Source organism: Marinobacter sp. (assembly GCF_052091845.1).
Lineage (GTDB): Bacteria > Pseudomonadota > Gammaproteobacteria > Pseudomonadales > Oleiphilaceae > Marinobacter.
This window is the reverse complement of record NZ_JBQDCO010000025.1, coordinates 1-22,417: the sequence shown is the minus strand read 5'-3', so window position 1 is coordinate 22,417 and position 22,417 is coordinate 1. Positions and strand designations below refer to the sequence as shown.

20 protein-coding genes, 2 tRNA genes and 1 riboswitch are annotated in these 22,417 nt (G+C 53.3%); of the genes, 15 read left to right on the top strand and 7 right to left on the bottom strand.

The window, feature by feature from the left end:
• Positions 1-11 precede the first annotated feature (11 nt).
• A complete protein-coding gene (locus ACTHYN_RS09715; protein ID WP_441812250.1) occupies positions 12-1,127 on the bottom strand; it encodes a mechanosensitive ion channel family protein in 1,116 nt (371 codons plus the stop codon).
• A gap of 190 nt (positions 1,128-1,317) precedes the next feature.
• On the opposite strand from ACTHYN_RS09715, the gene ACTHYN_RS09710 reads away from it, so the two are divergent.
• The 8 genes from ACTHYN_RS09710 to ACTHYN_RS09675 all read left to right on the top strand — a co-directional run bounded on the left by ACTHYN_RS09710 (position 1,318) and on the right by ACTHYN_RS09675 (position 9,735).
• Complete coding sequence (locus ACTHYN_RS09710) at positions 1,318-2,367, top strand: lipoyl protein ligase domain-containing protein (protein WP_441812249.1); 1,050 nt, start codon at positions 1,318-1,320, stop codon at positions 2,365-2,367.
• 136 nt (positions 2,368-2,503) lie between these two features.
• On the top strand, positions 2,504-3,268 hold the full coding sequence (locus tag ACTHYN_RS09705; protein WP_441812248.1) for a hypothetical protein: 765 nt from the start codon (positions 2,504-2,506) through the stop codon (positions 3,266-3,268).
• A gap of 175 nt (positions 3,269-3,443) precedes the next feature.
• A complete protein-coding gene (locus ACTHYN_RS09700; protein WP_441812247.1) occupies positions 3,444-3,986 on the top strand; it encodes a type 1 glutamine amidotransferase domain-containing protein in 543 nt (180 codons plus the stop codon).
• A 9-nt stretch (positions 3,987-3,995) separates the two neighbouring features.
• Positions 3,996-5,579, top strand: a complete 1,584-nt coding sequence (locus ACTHYN_RS09695) for an FMN-binding glutamate synthase family protein (RefSeq protein WP_441812246.1) — start codon at positions 3,996-3,998, stop codon at positions 5,577-5,579.
• Between the two features lie 34 nt (positions 5,580-5,613).
• On the top strand, positions 5,614-7,383 hold the full coding sequence (locus tag ACTHYN_RS09690; protein ID WP_441812245.1) for a thiamine pyrophosphate-requiring protein: 1,770 nt from the start codon (positions 5,614-5,616) through the stop codon (positions 7,381-7,383).
• Between the two features lie 5 nt (positions 7,384-7,388).
• Positions 7,389-8,519 carry a pyridoxal phosphate-dependent aminotransferase gene (locus ACTHYN_RS09685; protein WP_441812244.1) on the top strand — a complete coding sequence of 377 codons (1,131 nt, stop codon included), beginning with the start codon at positions 7,389-7,391 and terminating at the stop codon, positions 8,517-8,519.
• A 9-nt stretch (positions 8,520-8,528) separates the two neighbouring features.
• Positions 8,529-9,140, top strand: a complete 612-nt coding sequence (locus ACTHYN_RS09680; protein ID WP_441812243.1) for a YqaA family protein — start codon at positions 8,529-8,531, stop codon at positions 9,138-9,140.
• Between the two features lie 49 nt (positions 9,141-9,189).
• Entirely contained in the window at positions 9,190-9,735 is a 546-nt protein-coding gene (locus tag ACTHYN_RS09675) for a DUF488 domain-containing protein (RefSeq protein ID WP_441812242.1), read from the top strand.
• Positions 9,736-9,791: 56 nt separating this feature from the next.
• Here the strand turns inward: ACTHYN_RS09675 and ACTHYN_RS09670 are convergent, their stop codons facing one another.
• Together ACTHYN_RS09670 and ACTHYN_RS09665 are read right to left on the bottom strand one after the other, a co-directional pair.
• Positions 9,792-10,328: a PRC-barrel domain-containing protein gene (locus tag ACTHYN_RS09670; RefSeq protein WP_441812241.1), complete on the bottom strand. Its 537-nt coding sequence runs from the start codon at positions 10,326-10,328 to the stop codon at positions 9,792-9,794.
• A 217-nt stretch (positions 10,329-10,545) separates the two neighbouring features.
• Positions 10,546-11,406: a LysR family transcriptional regulator gene (locus tag ACTHYN_RS09665; protein WP_441812240.1), complete on the bottom strand. Its 861-nt coding sequence runs from the start codon at positions 11,404-11,406 to the stop codon at positions 10,546-10,548.
• A 206-nt stretch (positions 11,407-11,612) separates the two neighbouring features.
• Between ACTHYN_RS09665 and ACTHYN_RS09660 the strand changes: the two genes are divergently transcribed.
• The 7 genes from ACTHYN_RS09660 (at position 11,613) to ACTHYN_RS09630 (ending at position 17,712) form a co-directional block, all read left to right on the top strand.
• A complete protein-coding gene (locus ACTHYN_RS09660; protein ID WP_441812239.1) occupies positions 11,613-11,855 on the top strand; it encodes a hypothetical protein in 243 nt (80 codons plus the stop codon).
• 389 nt (positions 11,856-12,244) lie between these two features.
• Complete coding sequence (locus ACTHYN_RS09655) at positions 12,245-13,000, top strand: amino acid ABC transporter substrate-binding protein (RefSeq protein WP_441812238.1); 756 nt, start codon at positions 12,245-12,247, stop codon at positions 12,998-13,000.
• A gap of 25 nt (positions 13,001-13,025) precedes the next feature.
• Positions 13,026-13,700, top strand: a complete 675-nt coding sequence (locus ACTHYN_RS09650; protein WP_441812237.1) for an amino acid ABC transporter permease — start codon at positions 13,026-13,028, stop codon at positions 13,698-13,700.
• Positions 13,697-14,443 carry an amino acid ABC transporter ATP-binding protein gene (locus tag ACTHYN_RS09645; RefSeq protein WP_441812236.1) on the top strand — a complete coding sequence of 249 codons (747 nt, stop codon included), beginning with the start codon at positions 13,697-13,699 and terminating at the stop codon, positions 14,441-14,443. The genes ACTHYN_RS09650 and ACTHYN_RS09645 overlap by 4 nt, the downstream gene beginning before the upstream one ends.
• 225 nt (positions 14,444-14,668) lie before the next feature.
• Positions 14,669-15,217 carry a superoxide dismutase family protein gene (locus ACTHYN_RS09640; RefSeq protein WP_441812235.1) on the top strand — a complete coding sequence of 183 codons (549 nt, stop codon included), beginning with the start codon at positions 14,669-14,671 and terminating at the stop codon, positions 15,215-15,217.
• Positions 15,218-16,262: 1,045 nt separating this feature from the next.
• Positions 16,263-16,799: a type IV toxin-antitoxin system AbiEi family antitoxin gene (gene abiEi / locus ACTHYN_RS09635; protein WP_441812234.1), complete on the top strand. Its 537-nt coding sequence runs from the start codon at positions 16,263-16,265 to the stop codon at positions 16,797-16,799.
• Positions 16,792-17,712 carry a nucleotidyl transferase AbiEii/AbiGii toxin family protein gene (locus ACTHYN_RS09630; protein ID WP_441812233.1) on the top strand — a complete coding sequence of 307 codons (921 nt, stop codon included), beginning with the start codon at positions 16,792-16,794 and terminating at the stop codon, positions 17,710-17,712. Before abiEi ends, ACTHYN_RS09630 begins: the two co-directional genes overlap by 8 nt.
• Before the next feature lie 370 nt (positions 17,713-18,082).
• Here the strand turns inward: ACTHYN_RS09630 and ACTHYN_RS09625 are convergent.
• The 4 genes from ACTHYN_RS09625 to ACTHYN_RS09610 form a co-directional block, all read right to left on the bottom strand.
• A tRNA-Cys gene (locus ACTHYN_RS09625) sits at positions 18,083-18,156 on the bottom strand.
• A 63-nt stretch (positions 18,157-18,219) separates the two neighbouring features.
• Positions 18,220-18,294: transfer RNA gene (locus tag ACTHYN_RS09620), tRNA-Gly, on the bottom strand.
• Positions 18,295-18,405: 111 nt separating this feature from the next.
• The gene (locus tag ACTHYN_RS09615) at positions 18,406-21,051 is read right to left on the bottom strand and encodes an AAA family ATPase (protein WP_441812232.1); all 2,646 of its coding nucleotides are present in this window, start codon (positions 21,049-21,051) and stop codon (positions 18,406-18,408) included.
• Entirely contained in the window at positions 21,048-22,181 is a 1,134-nt protein-coding gene (locus ACTHYN_RS09610) for a metallophosphoesterase family protein (protein WP_441812231.1), read from the bottom strand. The genes ACTHYN_RS09615 and ACTHYN_RS09610 overlap by 4 nt, the downstream gene beginning before the upstream one ends.
• A gap of 149 nt (positions 22,182-22,330) precedes the next feature.
• Positions 22,331-22,417: riboswitch (TPP riboswitch) on the top strand. This riboswitch is flagged as partial in the annotation.

The window sequence follows — 22,417 nt, the reverse complement described above, 5'->3', positions numbered from 1 at the left end:
CCAGCTCACAGTCAGTGGGCCGCAACCGGAGCCCTATGTTCGTCCGGTTCTGCCTCCGGGCGCCGTTCGGGCATACTGATGCTGGTTACCGGCAAGATCTCTCCGCCCTCCTCCCGGATAATACGGGCGATACTCAAAGACACCTCTTCTTTTAGCACCATGTAATCCACATACCCGGTGGCCAGCGGGAACACATAAAGGAACAGCTCCAGAGAACGCTCGCCATAGTTGTCAAAGCGGAAGACAAAGAACTCCTGGTCAATGCCCGGGTGGGCCGTGATCAACTCGTTGCCACGGCGGATAACCGCTTCAACCTTGTCGATGTCCTGATAACGCATATGAATAGTCTGCTCAACACAGCGACGCTCCATTCGAGAGTGATTAATAATCGTACTGGAGTTGAACAATGCATTGGGAATGTAAAAAGGCTTGCGATCGAACCCCATGACCAGCGTCGAGCGCCAGCCAATGTGCCTCACCTCACCCATCAAATCCGTGCCCGGGATAATAATATACTCGCCTATCTTGAAAATCCGGCTGGCGAACACGGTGAGACCGCCGAACAGGTTGGACACCAGGTTCTGGGCGGCGAAACCCACCGCAATACCGGCAGCGCCACCAAACGCCAACAAGCCGGCGATGGAAATGCCCAGTGTTTGCATAACCACCAGAACGGCACTGGCAATAATCACCACCCAAGCCAGCTTGCTGACGGCCTCGGCGGCGGTCTGGTCAAGATCACTGCCACGACTTGCCAACTGGGACTGCATATTTTTGCGTACGTTGTTGACCAGACGCAGCAAAAACCAGGTCATCAGCAAGGTGCACACCACCTGGAACAGCGACGGCAAAGCGGAATCAACCTGCGCATTATTGCCCACCGGATAAAATGCTCTGGCTGCGAGGGTCAGCACTGATACCCAAATGAAACCATTCAACGGCGCACTTAACGACACCAACAGCGCGTTCCGCCAGACATGTTGTGACGGTTTGGCTTTGCTTGCCAGGGCCCTCACTACGACATGCACAATACGGGTTGCCACCAGCAGAACAACCATCAGGCAGGCAATAAATATCCAGGGCGACCAACCACCCCCCTTAATCCAGAGAGCTTCAAGAGCGTCCATATACAAGCATCCTTAACGAGTGATCCAAAATCGGGAAAGCTATCGCAGCATAGCCACTTACGAACTGCAAACGCATTGGATTACTTCTTGCAAAATTAATCAGGCCCTGTAACAGCATGCTGAACTCACAATTCGGCTCATGCTAAGGTTAAACACTTACCGGCCACTACAACGTGATAGCGAGGCGAATATGCAAGGTGAATACAAGGTTCCCGGCGGCAAGCTGGTGGTGGCGAACGTTGACGTTGAGCAAGGCCAACTGGCGCGGGTGAGTATCTCCGGCGATTTTTTCCTGGAGCCGGATTCGACCCTGGAGCACATCAACCAGGCTCTTGTTGGCCTGGACGAACATGCTGCCCCAGAGCACATTATCCAGGCCATCGAGACTGTAGTGGATGAAAACACCGTAATGGTGGGATTCTCGCCCAAAGCCATTGCCATCGCCTTGCGCCGGGCGTTGGGTAAAGCCAGCACCTGGTACAACCATGTATTCGAGGTTATCCCGGCGCTGAGCTTACCGGCGGCCCAGCATGTTGCTATGGATGAAGTGATTGTTAATGCTGTAGCCACTGGCCAGAGAGGACCCACGCTGCGCTTTTGGGACTGGCCGGATTCGGTTGTGGTGATAGGTTCGTTCCAGTCACTCAGGAACGAAGTCGATTCGGAACAGGCCGAGCGCCATGGCATAGAGGTCGTTCGCCGGGTAACCGGCGGCGGCGCCATGTTCATGGAACCGGGCAACTGCATTACCTACTCAATGGCGGTGCCTCAGTCACTGGTGGATGGTATGAGCTTTGAGCAATCCTACGCCTTTCTGGATGACTGGGTGTTAGGCGCCCTGGCTGATGTCGGCATCAACGCCCATTATGTGCCGATAAACGACATAGTGTCGGACCAAGGCAAAATCGGCGGTGCCGCTCAAAAGCGCTTCTCCAATGGCATGGTGTTACACCATGCGACCATGGCCTACAACATTGACGCAGAGCGCATGCTGGAAGTTTTACGAATTGGTCGTGAAAAGCTGTCTGACAAAGGCAAAACCAGCGCCAATAAACGGGTTGACCCGATGCGCAGCCAGACAGGTATGGAGCGCGAAGCGATTATCCAGGCGTTCATCAACCACTTCCAGCAGAGATACGACACCCGGCTCAGCCAATATACGGCTCAGGAACTGGCGGACGCCGAGGCGCTGGTAACGAGTAAATTCAAAAGCCCGGAGTGGTTGAGCAAGGTTCCCTGAATACCTACTTCAGCTCGTGAAACGCATTTTTTCATGATGCGCCAGCGCATCGTTGAGTTGGCCCTTGGTGAAGGAGGGAGTTGGCTTAAGGTTGAACGGGAATAATCGGAAACTGACTTTAAGGATAGATAGCATTATGTATGACTGGATAGCTGAACATCAGAAAGTGCTGTCCGTACTTGCCAGTTTAGGCTCGGTGATCATCTGGCTGGTCTACGCTCAACTCCTGTACTTGGGGTTTCGTCGGCAACGCAGTCCGCGACTTATCATTAACCGTGGCCGTAACAAGAACATCAATGCGCTCTGCCTTATCAGTAACATGAGTGCGGAAGCCATTTTCATCGAGTACATCATTGCTGAACTTAAGACCTCGGAAGGCACTATCACCATGGACGTCACCGATTTTGAACAGGAATATGACGAAGGAGATGAAGACCCAGAGGGGAAACGAGGTCGATCAACGCTAAACCAACGATCAATCAGCGTTATGAATAATACCTGGCAAGGGCCATTAGAATCTGGTGGGTTTCTGCACATCGGCACGTTCAGCGAGCTCATACAGCGACTTGCCGGTGACGAAGGCATTCGGATGCAAGAGAATGTGCCGGAGGGCGACTTGGAGTTCACGCGACTAACGCTGCGCCTTATTGGTATTTATGGACCCGAAAATATGCCCATTGGCGCAGAGCGTAGTTTCGACCTGTCACTAAACGCAAATAGGTTATCGCTGAGGCCAACCTCATGGGATACAAAAAAATTGGTGTCGGTATGGCAACGCCGTAAATTGCGCAAAACGGTCGAAACATTGAACGCGACGGACTTCTCATCCGCATCGTCGTTCCGTCGTATAGATCGCAAGGAAGAGGTTGAAAATCGATCTGCTAACGAACAGCTGGAGTGAACTCGGGATCTTCGGGAGCCTTGTGCTCATCCCGGCCACATTAATTATTAATTAAACAGAAGGGGGTGTTAAATTAAATTTCGGTAGGTTTGAGCCAGAATGACCTTCGCCTGCCTATTTATTACTACACTACTGTCGAAGTGTAAATATTTTTTTAGATCAGAGGAGCAATCTTATGAGCGCACCACTGAACGAGAAGAAAATCGCCTTTCTGGCCACCGACGGCGTAGAACAGATTGAACTGACTCGCCCCTGGCAAGACTTACAGGGCGCCGGCGCCGAACTGCACCTGGTCACTCTCGAAAAAGGCGAAATCAACGCCTTCCATCATCTGGACAAAGCCCACAGTTTCCCTTCTGACAAAGTTGTAAGCGAGGTAACCGCCAACGACTACGACGCCCTGGTATTGCCAGGCGGTGTCGCCAACCCCGACGCGCTGAGACTGAACCAGGATGCGGTCTCATTTGTTAAGCATTTCGTAAACAGCCACAAGCCTGTCGCTGCTATATGCCATGCTCCCTGGCTATTGATCGAGGCGGGTGTGCTGAAAGGGAAGACACTCACCTCATTTCCCAGCTTGCAAACCGATATACGCAATGCCGGTGGCACCTGGGTGGACAAGGAAATGTGCGATGACGATGGCCTGATTACCAGCCGCAGCCCCGACGATCTGGATGCGTTTTGTGCCCGCATTATTGAGGTATTGTCGCCAGTCTGAGGTTTTATCATGTTCGGTTGGCCACGCCTTATTTACGCATGCTTCGCAACGCTGACACTGTTCTCAGGGATAGCGGCTCTGGTCTGGGCACCAGCCTGGCTGCCTCTGTGGGCAGTGTTCTTCCTGTTGGCCATAGTCGGAGCACAAGACCTTCGCTCCAAACACAACGTACTGCGTAATTACCCGATACTGGGGCATATCCGTTACCTGCTGGAATTTGTGCGGCCGGAACTACGCCAGTACTTTTTTGAGTCAGGGCAAAGCGGTCGGCCGTTTAACCGTGATCAACGCGAAATTGTCAACAAGCGCGCCGACGGCCTCCCGGATACCGAGCCCTTCGGCACCACCCGGGATGTAGGCGGCGCAGGCTATGATTTCGCCCAGCATTCAATCACCCCAAGAGACGTCGACCCACAGTACGCGCGGCTGATGATTGGCGGGCCGCACTGTACGAAACCCTACCATTCCTCACGGTTGAACATTTCTGCCATGAGTTTTGGGGCTTTGTCCAGCAACGCCGTGTTGGCGATGAACAAAGGGGCGATGCTGGGGAACTTTGCCCAGGATACGGGTGAAGGCGCCATCAGCCCCTACCACAAGGTTCATGGTGGCGATCTGATCTGGGAAATCGGCAGTGCCTATTTCGGCTGCCGTACCCATGACGGGCAGTTCGACCCCCGGAAGTTCCAGGAAAAGGCGGTCTCAGACCAGGTGAAAATGGTCGAAATAAAATTGTCACAAGGAGCCAAACCCGGTCATGGTGGGCTCCTACCCGGAGCCAAGGTTAACCGCGAGATTGCCAAAACCCGCGAAATAGAAGAAGGACAAGATTGCCACTCCCCTGCTCAACACCCGGAATTCAGAACCCCCACTGAGCTCATGCATTTTGTAGCACGCTTGCGAGACCTGTGCGGGGGCAAGCCGGTAGGCTTCAAGCTCTGCCTGGGCCGGCAAGAAGAGTTTATGGGTGTCTGCAAAGCCATGCTTGAGACCGGTATCTTGCCGGACTTCATTACCGTCGATGGCGCCGAAGGTGGTACCGGTGCTGCCCCGACCGAGTTCGAGAATTTTCTGGGCACCTACATTAACGAGGCCATCCCCTTTGTGCACAACTGCCTGACCGGCATTGGCAAGCGGCAAGAAATCACGGTTATCGCCAGCGGCAAGGTTGTCATGGGGTTTGATATGGTTACCAAAATCGCGCTTGGTGCCGATATGTGCAACTCGGGGCGAGCCTTCATGTTCTCTGTGGGATGCATTCAGGCACAGCGATGCCACACCAACACCTGCCCCACCGGCGTAACAACCCAGGATCCGGCGCGCACCCGATCACTGCACGTGCCCTCCAAGGCGGAGCGCGTGCGCAATTTCCACCATGCCACCATCGCTTCCTTTCTGGACATTATCGGTGCCATGGGGTTTTCCTCGCCTGAAGACCTGCGCCCGGAGCATATATATCACCGCCCCGAATCTGGCCCTGCGGCCACCTATCGGGCGTTTCATCCCCGGGTAACATCCGGAGATTTTCTGAGAAACAATATCCCTCCTGCCTATTTTGCAGACTGGGAAAGCGCCAGCCCACACCGGTTTTAGGATGTAGCCACTAACTTGAAACGGAGACACTCACATGTCGGAAACAGTCAGCGATTTCATGATCAAACGATTGCAGGCCTGGGGTATAGAGCGTGTCTATGGCTATTCCGGGGATGGCATCAACGGCATGATGGCGGCCCTGCGACGCGCGGAACCCGAACTGCGTATGATTCAGCCGCAACATGAGGAAATCGGTGCGTTTATGGCCACGGGCCACGCCAAATTCACCGGCCAGCCGGGGGTATGCATCTCCACTTCCGGGCCCGGGGCGGTGCATTTGCTGAACGGGCTGTACGATGCCAAAAAAGACCATGTTCCCGTGGTAGCCATCATCGGCCAGCAGGCCCGCAAGACCATTGGTACCGATTACCAGCAGGAAATAGATCTGGGCTCCCTCTACAAAGACGTGGCGGGCGATTACGTGCATGTGCTTTCCGACCCGCCCCAGGCACGCCATCTCGTTGATCAAGCCGTGCGCATTGCCATAGCCAGGCGCACCGTGACTGCCATTATTGTCCCCAACGACGTCCAGGATCTGCCCATGGAGGAGCCCACGGCTTCCGACGGCGTTGTATTCTCGGGCACAGGCTACCGCCGGCCTCACTTCCTGCCAAAGTCTGAAGACCTCGACGAAGCCGCAGAGCTGCTTAATGCTGGCGAAAAGGTAGCCATACTGGCTGGCGCTGGCTGCAAAAACGCAGTGGACGACGTTCTGGCCCTGGCCGAAAAACTGGGGGCCGGGGTCGCCAAAGCCCTGCTGGCGAAGGTGATGATTCCTGACGACGTGGAATTTGTCACCGGCACCATGGGCCTGCTGGGTACCCGCCCCAGCCAGGACATGATGAATGAATGCGACACGCTGTTAATGGTAGGCACCCGGTTCCCCTATGCCGAGTTTTTGCCGGTAGACAAGAAAGTCCGGGCCATACAGATTGACCTGGATGCCGAAGCACTCGGCCTGCGCTTCCCTACCGAAATCAACCTTCACGGAGATGCGGCCGCCACGCTGCAAGCCCTGACTGAGCGTGTCAACCGCAAAGAAGACCGCAGCTGGCAGCAAACCCTCGTAAAAAACACCCACGACTGGTGGGAGCTGATGGGCGAGCGTGCCAGCCAATCAGCCAAACCCATCAACCCGCAACAGGTGTTCTGGTCGTTGAACCAGCGCCTGCCGGATAACGCCTTATTGGCGAGTGATGTGGGGTCGGCCACCAACTGGTACGCCCGCTACCTTAAGGTTCGCCGGGGCATGCATGGTTCAGTGTCCGGCGGCCTTGCGTCCATGGGCAACGGGATTCCTTACCTGCTCGCAGCGAAGTTTGCCTTTCCCGACCAGCCAGGCATAGCCATGGTGGGCGATGGCGCCATGCAGATGCTGGGTAACCAGGCTTTGATAGGCGTTGCCAAATACTGGCAGGAATGGGAAGACCCGCGCTGCATCATTCTGGTGCTCAACAACCGGGATCTGAGCCAAGTGAGCTGGGAGCAACGGGTTATGGAGGGCGATCCGAAATATGAAAGCTCCCAGGACCTGATGGATTTCGCCTACGACAGCTACGCCGATATGCTGGGATTGAAAGGCCTGAGAATGAGCACACCCGAGGACGTGGATCGGGTCTGGGACGAAGCGCTCGCGGCCGACAGGCCCGTGGTTATCAACGCGTATGTGGACCCGGAAGTCGGTCCTCTGCCGCCCCATATCAATCTGGACCAGGCAAAGGGTTTTCTCGCGTCGATGATTAAAGGCGACCCGTCGGCCTGGCGCATGATCAAACAGTCTTTTAAACAGATAAAAGCAGGGTGAGCAAAATGAGCAATGCCAAACACGAGCACCACCCGGCATTTTCACACAGGCTCGATGCTCTGTCGCCGTCGTCAATATTCCGTATTGGTGCGCGGGCAAAAGCGCTATCGGAGCAAAGCCGTGACATTGTGCGCATGGACGCCGGAGAGCCGGATTTCCAGACGCCAAAGTATATTATCGATGCAGCGAAACAGGCCCTCGACGATGGCTTTACCCGCTACACTCCCATTGGCGGGTTGCCAATGCTGAAAACCGCGATTCGCGAGAAATTTCGCAAAGAGAACAACCTCCATTATAACGATGACGAAGTCATGCATAGCTGTGGTGCCAAGCAGGCACTGTTCAATGCCTGCATGACGCTACTGGAGCCATCCGACGAGGTAATCATCCCTTCCCCTCACTGGGGAACCTACCCGGCTATCGCTAACATAGCGGGCGCCCGGGTTGTGGATGCGCGTACGACATTTGATGAGGGCTTTACTCTGAGTGCTGAAACCCTCAAGCAGTGTCTCAGCCCGCGCACCCGCATGGTGATTCTGAACACCCCAAACAACCCCACAGGCCGGATCTACAGCCGGGAAACCTTGTCGGCGATCGGCAATGTGCTGCTGGAATATCCGGAGGTGTTCATCCTGTCAGATGATATCTACGAGCACTTGCGGTTCGATAATGAACCCTACGCAAACATCCTGAATGTGTGCCCGTCATTGAAAGAGCGCACGCTGGTGATCAATGGGGTTTCCAAAGCCTACGCCATGACCGGCTGGCGTGTCGGTTTTGTTGCCGGCCCTGCTGACATCATTACGAAGATGCAGCAATTGCAGGGACAAACCAACTCCCACACGGCTGCTGTATCTCAGGTTGCAGCCACCACAGCCCTCGAATCCGGGCTTCGGGACGTGCACCGAATGACACAGACGTTCGCCCAAAGGGCCCGCCTTGTGACCGAGACGCTTAACGACATAGAGACCATAGAGGTTCAGCCGCCCCATGGGAGTTTTTACTGCCTGCCCGACTTTTCCGGCTTAATCGAATCAAGGGAAGGCATAGAAAACGACCAGCAAATGGCGGACTGGCTATTGGATGAGTTGGGCGTTGCATTGGTTCCCGGCTCAGCGTTCGCCTTGTTTTTTTGAGGAACGTTAATGAACAACGCAACTACCCAACCCCCCCGTAAACGAGCCCGCATTAAAAACTGGGCGCTGCGACTGATCTACTCCCGACATGCTTTTCTCGGGCTGGGTATTGCATCGTTTCTTGAGTCCATACTCATCCCGATTCCGCTGGAGGCGATCTTGGTGCCGTTGATGCAGGCCCGGCGCAATCAGATTTTTCTGCTGAGCACAATCGCCCTGCTCGGCTGCCTGGCTGGCGCCACGGTCGGGTACTTAGTGGGATATTATGTGTTTGACGCTATAGGCCAACAACTGGTGGAGTTGGTCTCAACGCCGGAGCAGTTTGAAAGTGTGCGCCAGCGCATGGAGGCCGATGGCTTCTGGTTTGTTTTGAGCGTTGGCGTTATTCCGGTGCCGTTTCAGATTGCCATGCTGGCAGCGGGCGCTACCAGTTATTCGTTCCCACTGTTTATGCTTGCATCTGCATTGTCACGGGCGGTGAGGTACTACGGCCTGGGGCTGCTGGTGCTTATCGCGGGCAATCAGGCTCAGGCTATTTTCGAGCGCCACAAGGTGAAGGCTACCATCGTTGTTACTATTGGGGTGCTGGTAATCTGGGGCGCTGCATCGTTATGGGGGTGATGAGCCGGAATTGCTGTAGTCCGGGCTACCCAATGAAGGGTTTTCGAACATGACACACTCTTTCTATACCGTGGGGCATTCAACTCGCACTCTCCACGAGTTCTTCACGTTGCTGCGGGCAGGAAATATCGATCACATCGTCGATGTTCGGGCTATGCCACGCTCGCGCAGTAATCCGCAATTCAATCACGATACGCTGCCCGGAGCGCTTGAAGCGGTTGGCGTCGGCTATACCCACTGTTCCGCGTTGGCCGGGCTGCGTAAGCGGTCTACCAGTGTGAACGATGATGTGAATGGGAATTGGAGAAACCGAAGTTTTCATAACTATGCGGATTATGCCCTATCGGAATCGTTTCAGAACGGGCTGGATGCGCTAATCCGACTCGGCACCCAACATACATGCGCCATTATGTGTGCAGAGGCCGTATGGTGGCGCTGCCATCGACGAATAATCGCAGACCACTTACTTCATCGCCGCCACGAAGTCTGCCATCTAATGAATAAAGACCGAATCGTACCTGCAAAAATGACTGAGGGAGCCGCTGTCCGCGACGATGGAGAATTGATCTATCCCAGTGCCAGAGCCGGAACGTGAGGGGCTATTGAGAAAAGTGCCGGAAGCGCCCTATGGGCACTTCCTGGCAGAGTCAGTTACTTAGTCGCCTCCTTGGCTTCGTCACCCATCTCTTCTGCGCCTTGTTTGACGTTATACCAAGCGGAAGAGGTGGCTTCTTTTGTGTTTTCCCAGGCGCTCTCACTGATGTCCTTGGTGTTTTTCCATGCCTGTTGCAAGCTCTCGCTTGTCTTATTCCACCAGCCCTCGTTGTACTCAGGTAATTGTTTCAACTCATCCTGAGTCATGTCCATGTGGACTTCATACTCGACGTTGTCGAAGCCGGCCTTTTTGGAGGCTGGCTTTACGGTAAACGTGCCACGTTCCGCAACAACCTCACCACCTCCTATGCCAAGTATCTCGCCGGTTTCGATAACCAGCGAATGTACCGACATATCGTTACTCATCAAAATGTCTTCTACTTCGCCAATCTCTTCACCGCTGCTGTCAAAAACGTTGGCATCCGACAGCCCATCCATGGAATACAGTCCCTCTGCTGCCGTCGCTGAAAGACTCATTGCCATTCCGCCTGCCAGCAGGGAGGCGCCCATTGTGCGAGTAATAAGTGTACGCATTGTCGTACTCCTGTAGAACGTTACTTTTGCGGTCGCCCGAAGCGAAATTGCACTAAGGACGCTCTTCTAGGTACACGCGATCAATGCCCGAATTAGCGATTCGGAAAACTACGTCGCCGAATAAACGTAGCAAAAAGCCGGGTCGAGGGCCAAATGACGAACGAGTAATTCCGTGGCCACAAATAACTCGACATTTCACATTTACTTTAAATAATAGCTATTGCAGCTCCCGAAAAGCCTTCTTTACATGGTGGGCCAAGATATCATTAAGTTCGTTTGCGCCGCGCCGGGCCAGCGCTAATTGGTACATGCCTATCGTTGGCAAATCCCAGCCGGTAATTTCCTTGAGCGGCGCTCGAACAATGCTTTTTGGAAAAGGGGCAATAGCAAGGTCCGCTGCCATGGCAGCTTCCTGCCCGGAACAATGTTCGCAGGTGTAGGCAATTCGGTAGGATTTACCCGCCTCTTCAAGTGCTCGCAGCGCTATTCTGCGCCAGGCACAACCCTCATGAGCCACCGCAACGGGCAGAGGGATCCGTGAGAATGCCGATGAGTTTTCCCATCCGGCCCAAACCAATGGTTCCTCATGGACTACCTCACCACGAATATTCCGCACATCTTCAGCAACGGTCACCAATGCCAGATCCAGTTCACCCGCATCGAGACGAGCCAGGTTGTCTTTGCTTGAGCCCACAACGACATTAATTGTTACGGCGGGATAGGCGCGAGAAAATTCTGCCAGCACTTTGGGAAGAATTCGGGTGCCTACGTCGTCTGATGTGCCAATACCAATCTTGCCTTCGAGACTCGGCGACAGGAAATATCTAACGGCTTCCTCATTCAATCGAAGCAAGCGACGGCTGTAATCCAGAAGAGCCTCACCGTCTGACGTGAGTCTGACCTGGCGGGGCTCACGAATAAACAGTTTTTTACCCAGTATGCGTTCCAGCTGTTTTATTTGCATACTCAGCGCGGAGGGTGTGCGATGCACTGATTTTGCCGCCCCGGTAAACGTTCCGCATTCAGAAATCGCAACAAAGGTCCGAAGAACGTCGTTATCAAACAGTGGAATTGTCATGGTCAGTACCTCGGCGGATATCAGACAATGAGAACACTATTGCGCCCTACCGAGCCCAACAATGAGTTCAGAATAACTTAATGCAGAGTTAAATTCTTTTCGTTTGATTGAAGCCGCTTTCAGGGCCAACCTGTACATGGATGCACTGATCAGGCAGTTCAGGTGAACCAAAGGCTCTCAAGTCATCTTATCTTGAGCAGGTAACCATGATGTTTAGCACCAGACGAAGAGAAACCACGACCGATTTTGACACCCTCTCATGGATTGAGCGTTTCTCCAGGCGACAGCAGTTCCGGCGCACCGCTAATGCGCTTTTGTCAGAGCCGTACGACGCGCTTGCCGATATGGGATACGAGCGCAAAGAGGTTATGAAAGCGCTGAAACTTCCGTTGCGTGATAATGCTGCGAGGTACCTTGAGAATAATCGCAAAGGCCCTTTGCAGCCCTAGAGGCGGCGAACCGTGAATTCCAGACGACCTGCCAGGGTTGGCGGGTCGACGCATTCAGATTTCCACCTCTTTATGGGCTCGCTCCTCAGTTGCCCCTTCCTTCGCCCTCTCTTTACTGGCCTTCACCGCTATTACAATAAGCAAAGGCGCGGGTAACACGAATGCCGCAAGGACCCACTCCGGATACGTATCCAGAAGCCAGCCGCCCGCTAATGCTCCGGAGATGTAACCCAGTGTGTGGGTACTGGTAAGCCGTCCTGCTACTTCGCGACGGGGATGAATACGAACCGCCCGGGGGGGGGACTATTCAAGAATCCGCATTACAGTCATTGCCCAATATTCACCTCAGGCTATGCTTTCAGGTACCATGCACGCCCAAAGGAGGCCTTATGAAAACACCACTAATCAATCTATTCCTTGCAATATCCCTGTTCGCTAGCACGCCTTTGCTGGCACAGGATGATGCATTGAGAGTCGGGATGTCCGGCCAGTATTTCCCGTTTACGTTTGTTGAGCAGGATGAACTTAAAGGTTTCGAAGTTGATGTCATGAACGCTCTGGGCAAAGAGATGGGGCGTGATATCCAGTACGAAACCGCCAACTTCTCCGGCCTGTTTGGCATGCTGCAATCCGGGCGCATCGACACGGTTGCTAACCAGATCACCATCACCGACGAGCGGAAGAAGGCGTATGTTTTCAGCGACCCCTACGTTTATGACGGTGCACAGGTTGTCACCAAGAAAGGCAACACCGAGGTTCAAAGTGTGGAAGACCTGAAAGGGAAAACCGTTGCCGTGAACCTGGGCTCCAATTTCGAAGCGCTCCTGACGGAGCTTCCCTACGCAGACCAGATCAACATTAAGACCTATGAGAGTAATCTGGAGCGGGATACCGCGCTGGGTCGCGTGGATGCGTTCGTGATGGACCGGGTCAGTGCCAGCCAAATTATCAAGGACAAGCCATTGCCCCTTGAGCTTGCAGGCCCCACTTTCTCGCAGATTACCAATGCCTACCCGTTCCACGACACCAACGCCGGGCGAGCCCTCCGCGACGAGGTTAACAAAGCTCTGGCCACCCTGCGTGATAACGGCACCCTGGCGTCCATTTCCGAGGAATGGTTCGGCACGGACATTACCAAGCCCTGATGGGCGCACCAAGGTCTGATTTCTTATGGACGTGTTGAACGTCGAGTATATGCTTGGCCTGGTGCCTGTTCTGCTCAGGTACCTGCCTCTCACCCTGCAACTGGCGGGCATCGGAATGGTGCTTGCTCTGATCCTTGCCTGCCTGTTTGCGGTTGTTCGGGTGCTGCGCATTCCGGTGCTTAACCAGTTCACGATCGTGTTCATTTCCTTCTTCAGGGGCACCCCATTATTGGTGCAACTGTTTCTGTTCTATTACGGGCTGCCACAACTATTCAGTGCATTGACAGTGATCGATGGTATTACCGCTACCATCATGGGCCTGACCATGCATTTTTCTGCCTACATGGCCGAGTCCATTCGCGCCGCCATCGTGGGTGTCGACCGCAGCCAGACAGAAGCCGCCTTGTCTATCGGCATGACCAATGGCCAGTTGATGCGACGGATTGTCCTGCCTCAGGCTACCCGCGTGGCTCTGCCCACGCTGATGAACTACTTCATCGACATGATCAAGGCCACCTCCCTGGCATTCACTCTGGGCGTTACGGAACTGATGGGCGCCACCCAGAAAGAGGCCGCTGGCAGCTTCCTGTACTTCGAGGCGTTCATTGTTGCCGCCATCATGTACTGGATCGTGGTTGAGCTACTGTCCAAGCTTCAGAACTACCTGGAAACTCGCCTGAACAAGGCCTATAACCGATGATCAAACTGGCGTCACTGAGCAAACATTTTGGCGGGACCGTGGTTCTCGACGGGGTTGACCTGACCATTGAAAAAGGCGAAATCGTGGTAATCATCGGCCCGTCCGGAACGGGCAAGTCCACCCTCTTGCGCTGCATCAATTTTCTGGAACAACCAACCTCAGGAACCATGACCGTGGGTGGTCTTACGTTGGACGTAAACCGCGCCACCCGGAAGGATATCCTTGCCGTGCGACAACAAACCGCTTTCGTATTCCAGAACTACGCGTTGTTCGCCAACAAGACCGGGCTACAAAACATCGCCGAACGCTTGCTGGTCGTGGATAAATGGCCTAAAGAAAAAGCGTATCAAAGAGCCAGGGAGATCCTTGATCAGATTGGTCTGGCAGACAAGGCCGATGCCTACCCTGCGTCCATGTCGGGTGGCCAGCAGCAGCGAATCGGCATTGGTCGAGCCATGGCTGCCAATGCTGAGGCCATCCTGTTTGATGAACCCACTTCCTCGCTCGATCCCGAGTGGGTGGAAGAGGTATTGGGATTAATGAAAAAGCTGGCGTCAGAGCGACAGACGATGATTGTGGTCACTCATGAAATGGCGTTTGCGCGAGATGTGGCCGACCGGGTTATCTTTATCGACGGCGGGCGTATTGTAGAACAAGGACCGCCCAGCCAGATATTTCACAGCCCGAAAGACCCCCGAACAAAAGATTTTCTGAAAAAAATCCTTACTACAAACCCTGTGTGACAGAATCGGCAGGCGCGGAGCGGTACCGAACTAACGCCTCATGCGCCCTGAGGGATGAATTCGGTTGCTTGAAGAAACTGCCCGAATGGCGCTTTTATCTTTAAAAAACCATGCCCCAAAATCGTTCTGCATAGCATCGCCCATATAGAAATGTTTAAAAAAAACAAAACTGTGACTACCCTTAACTTTGGCCTTTCTGATTAGTGACTGTAATAGGAGAAAATCATGTACTACAAAAAACTCGGGATGCCCCTTTTGGCTGCTTCCGCTGCTTTGTTCCTGTCAACGTCACAGGTACTCGCAGAGCCAACACTTGAGGTTGAGATGTTCAAGGCAAGTGTCGATGGTAAAGGGGATTCGTTAGGTACGGTAACCCTCATCGCTTATGATCAGGGGGTATTGGTTGAGTCTGATCTTCGTATGCTTGCGCCGGGTATTCATGGTTTCCATCTACACGAAAACCCCGACTGCAGCCCAACAGAAGAAAATGGAAAGACGACGTCTGCAGGCGCCGCTGGCGGCCATTACGATCCGCAAAAGTCCAAATCACATAAAGGCCCATTCGAAGTCTCAGGGCATCTTGGAGATCTACCGAGACTGCATGTGGGCCCTGATGGAGAGAATGCCCAGACTAATATTGCACCAAGGCTGGAGCTGAGCGATTTTAAAGGACGGGCCCTGGTCATTCATGGCGGAGGAGATAACTACTCGGATTCCCCCCAGCCTCTGGGCGGCGGCGGTGCTCGTATAGCCTGCGGTGTTGTTGCCGACTAACAGGCTGTTTGGGAGAGCCTTCCAATCCGGACGCACTCATCAACGGCGGTTCACCCGTTGCAGCTGAGAAAAGCCTTAAAAGGCTGGCAGGGATTGGTAGGCTAATGTCAGCTCCAGGGTCTACGCAAAAAGGGCTGACAGCTGAATTTCTTTCGTAGGGCGAGAACAACAAAGGAGAAATAATGGAGGCGCGGGCCGGAATCGAACCGGCGTACGCGGAGTTGCAGACCGAACCCTATGATCCAACAATATCTATATAAATCAACATATTATAGACTTTTAATGAAGGGAAGCATCGCTCTTTTGCGAAATAAATAACCCATTCCGATCAGCAAGTTACGTTTCTATTTTTTGGGCTAATTACGGCCTATTACCCAGCTTTAGCCATAAAACCAGCCTGTCCAATTGATCCCAGCCAGCGCACGGGTATTGTGCGCTGGCTGAGGCAAACCATCATTACACAGAACCTCTGTTGAGGCGCATCTGAACAAAAAGAGCCAAGGCCCTTGGGTCTGTTGGCACTTTCTCTGACGTCTCTTTATATTGCAAATGTGCAGGTAGTACGATATTTGACCGGTTTTCAAGACCACCGAATAATATCAAACTTTTACTATTAAATTCATACACTTATATTAACCTATGTATATTTTACTTCGCTCTGAAGACGATTATAACCTATTGTTTCGTATAGAAGTAATTCAGCTATAATATGCAATCTTTTTCAGGAAAAATACAAAATGCATTGCCCAAAATGGGATCGAGAACCGCTGCCCCCTGCCACCTCCGAACATTATTATTTTTAACCAAACTTACATCCCTCATGCCGACAAGTGGACGCTAACCATCTTAAAAGATGTGCATTGCGCCTTCTTATGCGCTCGTTAAACTGTGGGCCCTATCAACAAATTGTTTCTATATTCACGCCTCCTGCTTGCCGGTTAAGCGAAGTTAGCAACACGTTAATGTGCACTTATTATCTTTTTCTTTTATGATGTGGACACTAACCACGTGTTTCGGTGTTGTTACTGTTACCTTAGGAGTTAAGATGAAGCAAAGTGAGGCCATCAAACGTCTTGCTGAGTTCGATCAGCGCGGACGCTATATTTTTGCTGCTCGGGACATGTCGAAAGTGTTTCCGGAAGATACCCCTCGGGGTAGAGAAGCGACGTTGAAACGCCTGGTCAACGAAGGCATTCTTGAGCGCCCATCCAAAGGCGTGTACCTCTATGCGTTATCGCAGCATAAAGGGCCGGACACTCTGGAAATAATTGCCAAGACCCTGCGTAGGGGCGAATACAGTTACATCAGCCTGGAATCTGCCCTGTCAGAGTATGGGGTGATCTCCCAAATTCCAGTAGGTCGGCTAACAGTAATGACTACCGGGCGTAAAGGTGAGTACAAAACCCCTTATGGAGTAATTGAGTTCACCCATACCAAGCGTCTAGTGCCGGAAATTCTGGCTGTCACCAAAGATCGCGGGCGGCCTCTGAAGATTGCTGCCAGGATGGCGGCGCTCCGAGACCTCAAACGCGTTGGTCGCAACACTCACCTTATTGATGAGAAGGACTCACAAGATGACTGAGCCTGATGATTTCAAATCCCTAGTAGATCAAGCGATGAAAGATCCGGCGTTAGGACACATACGACCTGTTATCGAAAAAGAGCTGCTGCATTATGACCTGCTGTATGCGCTGGACAAAGAAAAAATGCTGGACAACCTTGTGTTTCAAGGCGGCACATGCCTGAGGCTATGCTACGGGGGTAGCCGGTTTAGCGAAGATTTAGATTTTGCCGGCGGAGTGAGTTTCACCTCTCAAAAGTTAGCGGATATGAAAACCTGTATCGAAGACTATCTGTCCAAGCGATACGAGCTGGAAGTGACCGTCAAAGAACCAGCGTCCCTGAGAAGTGACCCAAAGTACGCTGAATTGAAGATCGACAAGTGGCAGATTAGGGTTGTCACTTCCCCCGATCGTCGGGACTTACCCAAACAAATGATCAAATTTGAAGTGGCTAATATTCCGGCGTACACCAGAGTCGCGCAACCACTGGTACGAAACTACGATTTTTTGCCGGATGGATATGAGGACTTATTGGTCATGGCGGAAACGCGCGACGAAATCATGGCGGACAAGCTGTTCTCGTTGCCGGCAAACCAAAAATACGTTCGCAACCGTGATATCTGGGATCTGGCATGGCTGGCCCAACGTGGAGCCCAGGTGAACAGCGCACTGGTAGAGAAAAAAATGGTGGACTACCGGCTAGACAGTTATCTGGACAGGCTAGATAACATGATTCCACGGCTACCTGAGATCGTTGCTGGTAAAAACTTCCAGGATGAAATGGCGAGATTTCTTCCGGCTGATGTCCACGAACGGACACTCGGCCAAGACAAGTTTCAGTCATATCTGACCACAACCCTGACCGACTTACTGACGACTGTTCAAACAGAATTAGGCCATGACCAATCTGAAAAGCCATCGTTTCATATGTAATTTGGCCACAATACTGGAAATAGATCGATCGAGGATTAGTCTAGGTGAGCATCGAAACCGGAGTGTTAAGCGCAATGGCCATCGGCATCAGCGGCATAGGCCCTTACCGTAAAAAAATGCAGCTCAAAACCTTTGATTTTCGAAGTCGCACGCGACCGGTAAGGCACCGTTATATTCAAATAGCCTGGGCACAAGCCTGCGAAGAAGCCGGGTACAAAGGTGCATACCAGTTGAGAGATTTGCGCAAGAAGGGTTTGACCGACGAGTTTCTGTCCCACGGAGAAAACCTGATTCGTTGTCGCCATTTTGTCGACATCGATACACCGGCTCTGGAGAAAAAATCTAAGCGACTGAAAAAAAGGAGAAATAATGGAGGCGCGGGCCGGAATCGAACCGGCGTACGCGGAGTTGCAGTCCGCTGCATAACCACTCTACCACCGCGCCAGAAAAGATCGAAGAGTTCGATTCTTTGTGCTCTCAGGTGGGAGTTGAGAGTCTGGAATTATTTGGAGCGGGAAACGAGATTCGAACTCGCGACCCCAACCTTGGCAAGGTTGTGCTCTACCACTGAGCTATTCCCGCTCTTCGTAATCGAAGTAATGCCTCGACAACGGATGCGTATTCTACGGATTACGGTTCTTGCGTCAATACTTTTTTTAAGTTTTTGTTTTGTGGGCAATTTAAGAGCAAATTTTAACCAGCAACTCTCTGCAGCTTTAAAGCTTCAAGATCACGAGGCTCAACGCCTAAATCCCGCCATTTTTCCGGGTGGCAGGTAAATAGCAATATTTGATGTCGAGTTGCGGCATTAAACAGAATGCGCTTCATACCATCCATGCGCTCAGAATCACTGTGCACCAGCGTGTCATCCAGGATAATCAGCGTTGGGCGCCCTGCTTCCTGCAAAAGGTCGGCATAAGCCAAGCGGCTGATCAGCCCCATTTGCTCCCTGGCACCGTAACTCAGCTCGGCCATCTGCCCAAGCTCGCTACCCCGGCTGAACCTTCCAGGCATCAGGTTTTCATCCACCTCCAGGCTGGCTTCCGGAAATAGCACGGTCAGGTAGTGATCCAGGTGTCTCTGCAAGGGGGCTTGCAGCCGACGCGTAAGGGCCTGGCGCTTTTGTTTCAGCAGGTGCAGTAGCAAGTCCAGCGCCTTCGCCCGCCGATCCAATTCACGGTACCGGCGGTTGACGTGTTCCAACTCAGCCATTTTCTCGTTGCACTGCTCGTCCAGCCCTTCAGCACCCCAAGCGTCCAGCCTTGCACGAATCTCGCTGAGTTCCACGGTCCGCTTTTGCTGTGCACTTTCCTGATGTTCGGCAGTGGCCCGGTAACGATCAATGTCCTGCTTCAAGAGATCCGGGCGAGCCTCGTGAATCTTGGCTTCGCGCGCTTTCAGAGAAGCCTCAAGCTCTGCCTGCTGGTTCTTCGCACCAGCAATGTCATCGGTAAGCTCTTGTATCTGTTTCTGTCTCTCAGGGCTGTTTAGCTCGGCAGTCATTCGCTGCCACTCGCGATGGGCTGCCTCAGTGGCGTAGCGAGCTTTCAATAATGTCGTTTCCTGATCCCGTTGGCGCGACTCTGCATCTGTCAGCCGCTGCTCTGCCTGCTTCAGATCGGCCTCCACAAGGTTCAGGGGCCTTTCTCCCTCAACAGCACAAACTGCCGGCAGCGCTTCCAATTCGGCGATGTGGGCGTCCAATTCAGCTTCTACTTCAGCACCGACTGAACGCAGTTGCTCAACTCCATTTGGCGCCAGGGATCTCAGCAACTCCTGGAAACGTTGTATCTGCGCTTCTGCTTCCTGCTGCCGCTCCTGCTTTTTCTCAGCTGTTTCAACAGACCCAACCGCTAAAATCGCCAATTGCTGAGCAAGCGACTGTTCCAGTCGTTCAAGCTGACGGCTCAAGCGTGCAAGCTCATCGCCACCAGGCTGAACACCCAGGCTACCGATACCCGGGATTTCGAGCACACCCTGCTCCAGAAGAAGCTTCTCTCCCTGCCCCTCAATGCTCTGCCCATCAAGTGCCAGGCTTTCGCCTACGTCCAGGTTCCACGTTACGCGGGTAGCCACAGCTTGAGTTCGAATATGTGCGTCATCCAACTCGCGCTGTGTTTGTTGTAACTGGCGTAGTGCACCTGCGTCGATCTGGTTCTGGTGTTTCTGTTTCTGGGCACTTTCCAGCGAGGTGTGAACGCCCCTGGCCTTTTCATGGTTTTGCTGTTGCCTGGCCAGCTCTGCTTTGAGTCGCTCACAGTCTTTCTGCAATCGCTCACGCTTATCTCTTATGTGGGCTCGATCCACAGCTGCCGTAGCGAATTGGTATTGGCTGCGGGCGTTTTCAATCGCGGTTGTCAGCTCAGGGCTGGCAAGCTCTTCGCGTTCAAGGTTTGTTTTTGCCTTCTGATAACTCTGATGGCGCTGCTCCAATTGTTCGCTTTGGTTGCGCCAGTGAGCCTGACTTTGCTGCAGCAAGGTGAGGTTCTGTTTCAATTGCTTCAGGGCGTCCAACCCACGATCCTGCTGCTCCTGCAGCCTTTCAATCTCGCGGTATCTGGTTTCCGCGAGCTGCATGCTGCGCCTTGCTTCCGCCCACGGCCGTTCCTGGCTGGCTTTGTCATGCTCAACCGCCAGGCTGCCAAGGCGATCTACCTGCACCTGGTATTGTTCAACCCGGCCCTGCAGGTCTGACACTTGCTGCTGTAGAGTTTCCTGGTCGCTGGCAAGGGCTAAATAGTCACCCCGGGGCTTTCCGGTAACGGTCAGTAGCTCCTTTCTTTGCTGCTCCACTGACTGAATAATCTCATCGCCGCCGGTGCTGGCCACTTCGCCCACCAGGTTATTCAGCGCGGATTTCAAGTGGCCGCCAGCGTGCTGAACGGCTTTTTCAATATCCTGCCCGGTACCCTGCTCAACCCATAGCAAGCCTGGAATACCCCAGTGCTCCTCTTTGCTCGCCCCTTTTTTGGGGAATTGATAACCCAGCAGTTCCGCAAGCTTCTCTTCGGCTTCCTCACCGCTAAAATTTTCACGGTCAACCAAAAGATCACAGCGGTGCCGCCTCAAGAAGCGTTTATTTAGCTGCCATCTCTGGCCATTGTGCTCAAACGAGAGTTCAACTGTGGGCGCTGCAGAAGAGTCTCCCCAAGGCGCAAGATCCTCCGCGGATTTTGACCGGTAACGCTCAAAAAAAGCTGCACGAATGGCGCGAACCAAGGTGCTCTTTCCCGACTCATTGGGGCCGTGAATCAGGTTGATACCGGGCTGCAGGTCTCTCAGTTCAACGGCATGTCCAAACTGCCTGAACTGTTCAACTCGAAGGCGTTGAAGTTTCACTTGGCCACCTCCGTGTCGTTGGGCGTAAGCAAGCCGGCCAGAATGGCCAGAGCATCTCGTGCTACCCCGGCATCACTATCTGCATGGGTAGGTTGCTGCCTTTCTCGCAGTTCCTGCACCACCTCTCCAAGGTAGCCGTCTGCATGCAGTGCAGAAATGTCATCTTCAGTTGGCTCCAACTGAAGCCCGGTGCGATCGAAAGTTACACTGCGGTACCTTGCTTCGGCTACCGACAATACATCGGTCAGTTTTCGGTCGCCAGCCAGTGTTAAGGTGCCGTTTAGTTTCAGGTCTAAAACCGAGGCTTCGGGCAGTTGGGTTATTCGGTTCAACAGCTTATCCAGATCCGATGGCACGGATAAGTGCTCCCGCCACTGGTGCCACTGATAACGGGCGGTCTCACGCTGAGTAACCTCAGGCATGGCGCCCGGCTGCGCTATATCCACAATCAGTACGTAGCCCGCATCGTTATTCCGGAAGCGCTCCGGCTCATGTGTACCGCTATACCAGGTGCGCGGGTTAATTTCCTTAACTCCGTGCCAGTCGCCCAGGGCCAGGTAATCCAGCTTTGCAATATCGGCCCGGTTCGGGGCGATGGGGTTTGATGCATCTATCTCGTCAGGAAGAACGCCCTGCACACTGCCGTGCCCCAGGCCTATGCGCAATAAACCCGGAGCTGTCTGCATATCATCAAATGGCTGGGTCAGATCGCCGTAGGTATGGCGTTGTGTAAGAGGTGCCGCCAATACTGCTATGCCCTGCTCTGGCAAGGATATAACGCCAGGTTCAAGGGCAATGTGTATGTTTTCCGGAATGGCATTCAGTCGTTTTGCGCGCGTCCACACACTTTCCGCCAGCGCCGCATCGTGATTACCGGGAAGCATTACCCAAGGACCCGTAAAGCCGCGGGTGGCATTAAATACGCGCCGTATGGTGCGGTCAGATACCGTTTGTGCATCAAACACGTCGCCGGCCACCAGCACCGCATCACACTGCTGTTCTGCAGCCAGCGCCGCCAAGCGCTCTATGGTTTCGTAGCGCGCCTCCACAAGTGCCGAACCGTTCTCTGTATCAAATCGACTATACGTTCGGCCCATCTGCCAGTCGGCTGTATGTAGAAACTTTGGCACCTGCTTTCTCCTCGTTTTTTATCGGTGGCAGCCGGCAGTGTATTATCGCCAAGCGGCGGTTTATGCTGAGCGGCTGAACCAGCTAGTCGCACGATACAGGCTTGCGCGGCGGTCATAAAGAATTGCTACTTTGGGCGTGTTACACTCAATACAACTCAACGGGGTGCTGGGCAAATGCCGGGCTGAGACCATACCCGCGGAACCTGATCCGGATTATACCGGCGAAGGGATTGAGC